This is a genomic window from Bacillus sp. JJ1521 (genome assembly GCF_036965165.1).
Classification (GTDB): domain Bacteria; phylum Bacillota; class Bacilli; order Bacillales; family Bacillaceae_L; genus Ferdinandcohnia.
The window spans coordinates 25,643-31,888 of sequence record NZ_JBALOX010000061.1 but is presented as its reverse complement, the minus strand read 5'-3'; the positions used below and the strand labels follow the sequence as shown (position 1 = coordinate 31,888).

Below are 6,246 nucleotides of genomic sequence, written 5' to 3'. Positions count from 1 at the left end.
TAATTCCATAGTTTTAAACTATAGAAGATAAAAAATGACTTATTGCTTATTCATAATATTTAGGAAGACTTTGTTAATCCCCTCTTTCAAAAATTCGATAATTCTCTCTAGTCATTTTATAATGATAATGATATGTATTTGGTTATATACTGTATCGGAACATTTGGAGGCAAACGATGCAACTAGACATTTTATTATTATTGAATATTAAAAGTGTTACTTCAACCGAGAATTACAAAAGGTTCACAACCTAGAATCGTCTGTTTGGAGTCCAAAAGGTATGGTCCCTATCAGCCGTACAACAGCCACAATAAAAAACGGTGGATTTATTTTAGGTGCCTTTTACAAGTACGAGCTTATTGGTTTTCAATAAGTTTTCCTGGCTTCGAGGGGAAAAAGCCCTACCTTGTTTCTCACAGTCTAGGGATTCACCCTGATTTTCGCTAGCTAGGCATAGGTGAAAGATTAAAACATGAGCAAATGGAATTAGCTGCTGATAGAGGCAATGACTTAATCACATGGACCTATGATCCGCTTGAAACCGTTAACGGGAATTTGAACCTACATAATTTAGGTGCAGTGTGCACCTCTTATATCGAAAATGCATATGGGGAAATGTCGGATGGCATGAACGACCGGATTTCCGCCGATTGTTTCGTAGTAGAATGGGCTGATACAGAAAAAGAACGTGAAAATAGAAACCGTGATTTAAGTAAGGCTTCCATTTTAATCAGTACTGGAATTGAAGATGGTTTCTTAACGCCTGGAGAAATCAATTTGGAGGAATCTAGTGATTCTTTGTTGGTTACGGTACCAGTAATTTTCAAGAATTAAAAAGAACTTCAAGGTTGTTGTACTGTGGAGAGAAAAACAAAACAAGTGTTTACACATTATTTGAATCACGGCTGGATTCTCACCGATTTAATAAAAGTTCCTAATAATAACGGGCTATACTTGTACCTTATAAAAAAAAAGAGAATCGACATTGAGATTAAAAGTATTTTATTACGATATATGAGGATGAGATTGCTCAACCCTTTTAAAACAAGTGTTGGAACCATTTCAGAAAAAGTCTTTATTCTAGTTGAAGTAAAGTCAAAAAATGGCTTGTTATAAAGCACCTGTAAAAGGGACAACATGACTTGAGTTTATTGAATGAGCTAAGGATATCGACCCAAAATCAAAATATATCAATCCAAAACCAATTCAACAAAAATGGGCAAAGCTTTTGGCTCTGCCCATTTTTGTTGAATGATTAGTGAAATTTATTTTAGTGATGCTCATGCTCAGCTTCCATTGCGGCCTTTTTGGTTTTATGAACAGTGCCGAATGGGTGGTTTGGTGGTGCATAGATGGAATACAGTTTTAACGGAATGTTTCCTGTATTGGTTACATTGTGCCAGGTACCAGCTGGAATGAATATGGCTGAGTCGTCATTGACTTCACGCACAAAGTCTAAATGGTCTTTTCTTTTCCCCATTTGAACTAGTCCATGGCCTTGTTCTAGGCGCAAGAATTGATCAACATGCGGATGTATCTCTAACCCAATGTCTTCGCCAACCTGAATACTCATTAACGTTACCTGCAAATGGTCACCTGTCCAAATCGCAGTGCGATACGTATTGTTTTGTTTTGTAGCCTCATTGATATTGACTACATAGGGTTTTTTTCCATGATCTTTGAACTCATGTTTTTCTCTATACATCGGCCCCCATTGATTCCAGTAATGCCTAGGCTCATTCATATAATACTGATATTGCTGCTGTTGACTGTAGTAATATGGATGCACATAAGGTACATAATACATTTTATAGGATCCCTCCACAATTTGATAAATTATCCTATGCAGACTCAATCGTGAAGGTCACCTAGTGGTTCAGGGGACAAGCCCCATTCCGCTTAACCCGCTACTTTTTTGTGAATAAAGTAATTAGGAAGAATACGATGAAGCTCACAAGTAACGCAACTCCGCCCCCAATATATAGGATGAGTGTTACACCTTCAGGTAGTGGAAATGGTTTGACCATGTATAGCCACATTCCGACTGTTAAACCGGTTGATCCAATGATCGCTGTCCATACATGGACTTTTGTTAAAATCGATTGTTCGACTTGGAATACTTTGTAGAAAACAGCCCATGCAAACAAACTCAACCAGCCTACAACTAAAATATGTGCATGCACTGGGCGGAACGCATATGAACCTACACCGGCCATATGTGCCCCAAGTATCGCTCCGATCAGACCGAATATACTTGCGAATCTTAATAATACTAAACTATTTTTATTCATTACATTCCCTCCGTTTATTTCGATTTACTCGAATATACCAACTGAATATGAACGGAGGATGAATAGAAGATTACAATCTATAACGGTAAATCTACGATAAAGGTTGTCCCTTCATTTTCCTTGCTTGAGACCGTTATGCTACCACCATGCAAATCAACAATCATTTTAACAATCGATAAACCAAGTCCTGTACCTTCAATTGAGCGAGTACGTGATTGATCCACCCGATAAAAACGATCAAAAATTCGTTCCATCTCTGAATCTTTCATCCCGATCCCTGAATCCTCGAACCTGATAATGACTGATTCTTCATTTTTATCTGCTGTAATTTCAATAGTGCCTTCGGGTTTATTGTATTTAATGGCATTTGATAAGAGATTATCCCACACCGTATTCAATAATGCCGGGTCACCGACGATCTCAATATCCGGTATTGTATAGCCAAGCATAATCCCCTTCTCTCCAATCGACCATTGATAATTCCGAATTAATTCCTTGATTTGCTGACCAAGATTAAATGATTTTTTCTTCACAACATCTTCATTTCGATCAAGTGAGGCAAGTAATAACAATTGTTTCGTTAGGTTAGAAAGCCTTTCAATCTCACCAATAATAATTGAAATGTATTGATTTTTTTCTTCGGTTGTCATGGATTCCTTCTCAAGCAAGCTTGTGTATCCTTTAATATTAGAAAGTGGCGATTGAATATCATGTGAAATATTTGAGATAAATTCCTTCCTAATATCGTCCATCTGCTCTAATTTCCGTGCCATTTGCAAAAAGCTTTTTGATAGCTCTCCTAGCTCATCATGGCGATTTGTATCTAAATCCACATTAAAATCACCGAACTCCAAGGATTTTGTTGCTTTTGTCAAATCGGAAATCGGCTTCACTAAATATCTTGTATTAATCAAAACCATGATTACACTAAGTAACACCGTTAATCCAACAATCCAGCCGAACAACAAGTGCATCTCATTGAAAAGAAACTTAATATCTGGCCTCATAAAAAGGGCGAAACGGCTTCCATTGTGATTTAATGGAACTCCAATTGTATTTCTTAATTCATTCGCGAAAAAGCCGGTCACAAAGGTTTCCTGGGGGAACTGTAAAATACCGTGAAAAAACTCCCCACTTAATACCTGTTGTTCAATGGTACCAGGAAGATTTTCATCCCGAAATGGCTCCCCAAAAAACGATTCGTTTCCCGCTTCATCAATCAGATAAAATTGATAACCTGTGGCAGCAAGGCTTTGTAAATAGTCTGATAAAGCAATCTTAGGATGTGCTTGCGCAAATTCAGCAATGTCTAGTGCCACTTGAGTGTTTTTTTGATCATTAACTGGCTTCAGCTTGTGTTGATAATAACTATTCGAAATGATGAATGCTAAAATAAAACTTATGAACATCATGCCCATCGTGAAGACTATGAATTTTACATAAAGTGTTTTCATGATTGGCGGACCTCCAGCATGTAACCAACGCCACGCACTGTTTTAATTTGAAAGTCATCCATAAGTTTTGAAAAGCGTTCCCGTAGTCTTTTAATATGAACATCAACGGTTCTCTCGTCCCCTTGGAAATCCAAACCCCAAATTTGTTCGATTAAGTGCTCTCTCGAAAATACCTGCCTTGGATTGGAAACAAGATAATAAAGAAGCTCGAATTCTTTTAACGGTAAAAGTAAGGTCCTTCTGCCAATTTGGACTTCGTAGCTCTTTTTATTGATCATTATTTTTCCAATATGAAGAATGCCTTCTTCCGTCTGGTAATCGTAACGCCTTAGTAGCGCCTTGATTCGAAAACTTAATTCCTTCGGCTCGAAAGGCTTAACGAGATAATCATCCGTCCCCGCTTGGAACCCTTGCTCTTTATCCTCAATTTCGCTTTTAGCTGTTAATAGAATAACCGGAATATTGTAAAGGCTACGAATTTCCTTCGTCAATGTGTATCCATCCATATAAGGCATCATCACATCAACTACCGCTAAATCACATGTTTTCTTTTTTAAAATGTCCAAGGCTGCCATTCCGTCTTTTGCTTCGAGAACATCGTAGCCTTGTTCGGCTAAATGAATGCGAACAAGCTTTAAAATATTCGGATCATCATCTACAAGTAAAATTGTCGCCATAAAAATTGCTCCTATAATTTAATAAAGCTGGATCTGTCCATCGCTCATTTTAATAATCCGATCTGCAAATGGTAGCATTTCCTCATCATGCGTCACCATCAAAGTCGTGATGTTCAAGGTTTTTGTAATGTTTCTGATGAGCTTCATGATATCAGTGGACCGTTTTGAATCTAAGCTCGCGGTCGGCTCATCAGCAAAAAGAACCTTTGGTTTATGAATAATAGCACGTGCAATCGCCACTCGTTGCTTCTCCCCACCTGATAACGAGGAAGGATAAGCCTTCCTACGATGTTCCATTTCCACTAATTTTAGTATGGCATTAATTTCCTGTTTTTGCTCGTATTTCGGTAATTTCGTTTCAGATACTTCGAGCATGAGTGCTAGCTGTTCCTCCACTGTAAGAAATGGTACAAGATGGGCAAATTGAAACACAAAGCCGAATTTCGTTGCCCGTATTTTTCGGACTTGCTCGGAGCTTATATTTGCAATGTTGTTACCATCAAATACAATCCTTCCATCTGATGCAGGTTGAAGTCCTGCTGCAATTGTTAGGAGCGTACTTTTACCAGATCCTGATGCACCAATTAATGCAGTGACTTCACCTTCTTTAAGGGTAAGGTTAACCCCTTTTAAAATTTCTTCTTTTACTTCACCATTTGTAAAGGTTTTTCGAACATCGTCAATTGTAAAAATACTCATACTACATCTCTCCTTGTTGGATCGCTTGTAATGGTACCACTTTTTTAATTTGGACTCCTGAAAGTGTTGCACCCGCAAAGCCGATGAGAAAAAAAATCAGCGATAATTGAATGGTTGTTTCCGTTGTTAAATGAAACGGCATGCTAGTCGGTGCAAGGATATTAAAAGTTTGACTTAGTATGACAGAAAAGCTCAAGGCGATGAATGTGATGAAAGCCATTTGAGTCCACATCATTTTAAATAAGGAACATGTTTTTACACCAATGGCCTTTAGAATTCCATACAGACCCATTTTTTGAATGTTCATCATGTAGAAAAAGATAGCAAACAACATACCACTAATGACAACCAAAAAACAAATAATCATATTTAATGACATTTGCTCTGCTTTATAGCTAGAAATCGTGTTTAGAAACTCTTTTTTCGAAAAGGATTGTAGACCTTCAAAATTTTGTGAGGTGTCTATATCCGGTACAAAAATCAATTGCATTTCTTCTATATGATAGATTTCGTTATAGTCCTCAGGGTTGATATACGCAACAGGCGCATGGCTGTATTTACTCTGTTCAACGAAGCCTTTAACTATAAACTCACCTTCGTGTTGGTTGTTTGTTAAGATGTCACCGTTTTTTATCCCAGCATCCTGCATGGATTGATCAAGGATGATTTCCCCTCGATTCACAGTTTCGAATAGTGGTGAATCGGTTGAAGTGACAAATGCGACACTTCTTTGTTTTCCGTTTTGTTCATTTAGAAACCCCATTTGAATCGAAAAAGCAGCGGCATCTTTGTGCTTGTTTAAAATATCATTTTGGATGTCGGGGTCAATTTTTGATAGATTAAAAGTTTGATCCGCATCTTCTTCCATATAGAAGACACCTTCCGGCAGGTCTTTAATTAAGGCAGCATTATCCTGCGACAACCCGTTCGCTAAGCCCGAAATAATGAATGTTAAAAGACTTACTAGAAACACAATCGAACCCAAAATCAAAAACCTTACCTTATTTATCCTCATTTCCTTCAACGCCATCTTCATTTTTAGTTCCTCCAATCGTGGATACTGTGCCTCTCATTGATATCCTTAGTCTATAATCAGTATGTGAACGGATGATGAACAGAGGATTA

Annotated in this window: 8 protein-coding genes; 2 read left to right on the top strand and 6 right to left on the bottom strand. The window is 37.7% G+C overall.

Annotation, left to right across the window (positions count from 1 at the left end; genetic code table 11):
- The first annotated feature begins 480 nt into the window (after positions 1–480).
- Positions 481–834 (top strand): hypothetical protein, encoded by a 354-nt coding sequence (locus V7147_RS09715; RefSeq protein ID WP_335367656.1) that lies wholly within the window; start codon positions 481–483, stop codon positions 832–834.
- Between the two features lie 24 nt (positions 835–858).
- A complete protein-coding gene (locus tag V7147_RS09710) occupies positions 859–1,116 on the top strand; it encodes a hypothetical protein (protein WP_335367655.1) in 258 nt (85 codons plus the stop codon).
- Positions 1,117–1,270: 154 nt separating this feature from the next.
- Here V7147_RS09710 and V7147_RS09705 read toward each other — a convergent pair whose 3' ends face one another.
- From V7147_RS09705 to V7147_RS09680, 6 genes are all read right to left on the bottom strand, one after another.
- Positions 1,271–1,807, bottom strand: a complete 537-nt coding sequence (locus V7147_RS09705; RefSeq protein ID WP_335367654.1) for a cupin domain-containing protein — start codon at positions 1,805–1,807, stop codon at positions 1,271–1,273.
- A 100-nt stretch (positions 1,808–1,907) separates the two neighbouring features.
- Positions 1,908–2,291, bottom strand: coding sequence for a hypothetical protein (locus V7147_RS09700; protein WP_335367653.1), 384 nt, complete (start codon positions 2,289–2,291; stop codon positions 1,908–1,910).
- A gap of 77 nt (positions 2,292–2,368) precedes the next feature.
- Positions 2,369–3,745 carry a sensor histidine kinase gene (locus V7147_RS09695; protein ID WP_335367652.1) on the bottom strand — a complete coding sequence of 459 codons (1,377 nt, stop codon included), beginning with the start codon at positions 3,743–3,745 and terminating at the stop codon, positions 2,369–2,371.
- Positions 3,742–4,422 carry a response regulator transcription factor gene (locus V7147_RS09690; protein ID WP_335367651.1) on the bottom strand — a complete coding sequence of 227 codons (681 nt, stop codon included), beginning with the start codon at positions 4,420–4,422 and terminating at the stop codon, positions 3,742–3,744. The genes V7147_RS09695 and V7147_RS09690 overlap by 4 nt, the downstream gene beginning before the upstream one ends.
- A gap of 18 nt (positions 4,423–4,440) precedes the next feature.
- Positions 4,441–5,121, bottom strand: a complete 681-nt coding sequence (locus V7147_RS09685) for an ABC transporter ATP-binding protein (protein WP_335367650.1) — start codon at positions 5,119–5,121, stop codon at positions 4,441–4,443.
- Position 5,122: 1 nt separating this feature from the next.
- Positions 5,123–6,157 (bottom strand): ABC transporter permease, encoded by a 1,035-nt coding sequence (locus V7147_RS09680; protein WP_335367649.1) that lies wholly within the window; start codon positions 6,155–6,157, stop codon positions 5,123–5,125.
- Positions 6,158–6,246 lie beyond the last annotated feature (89 nt).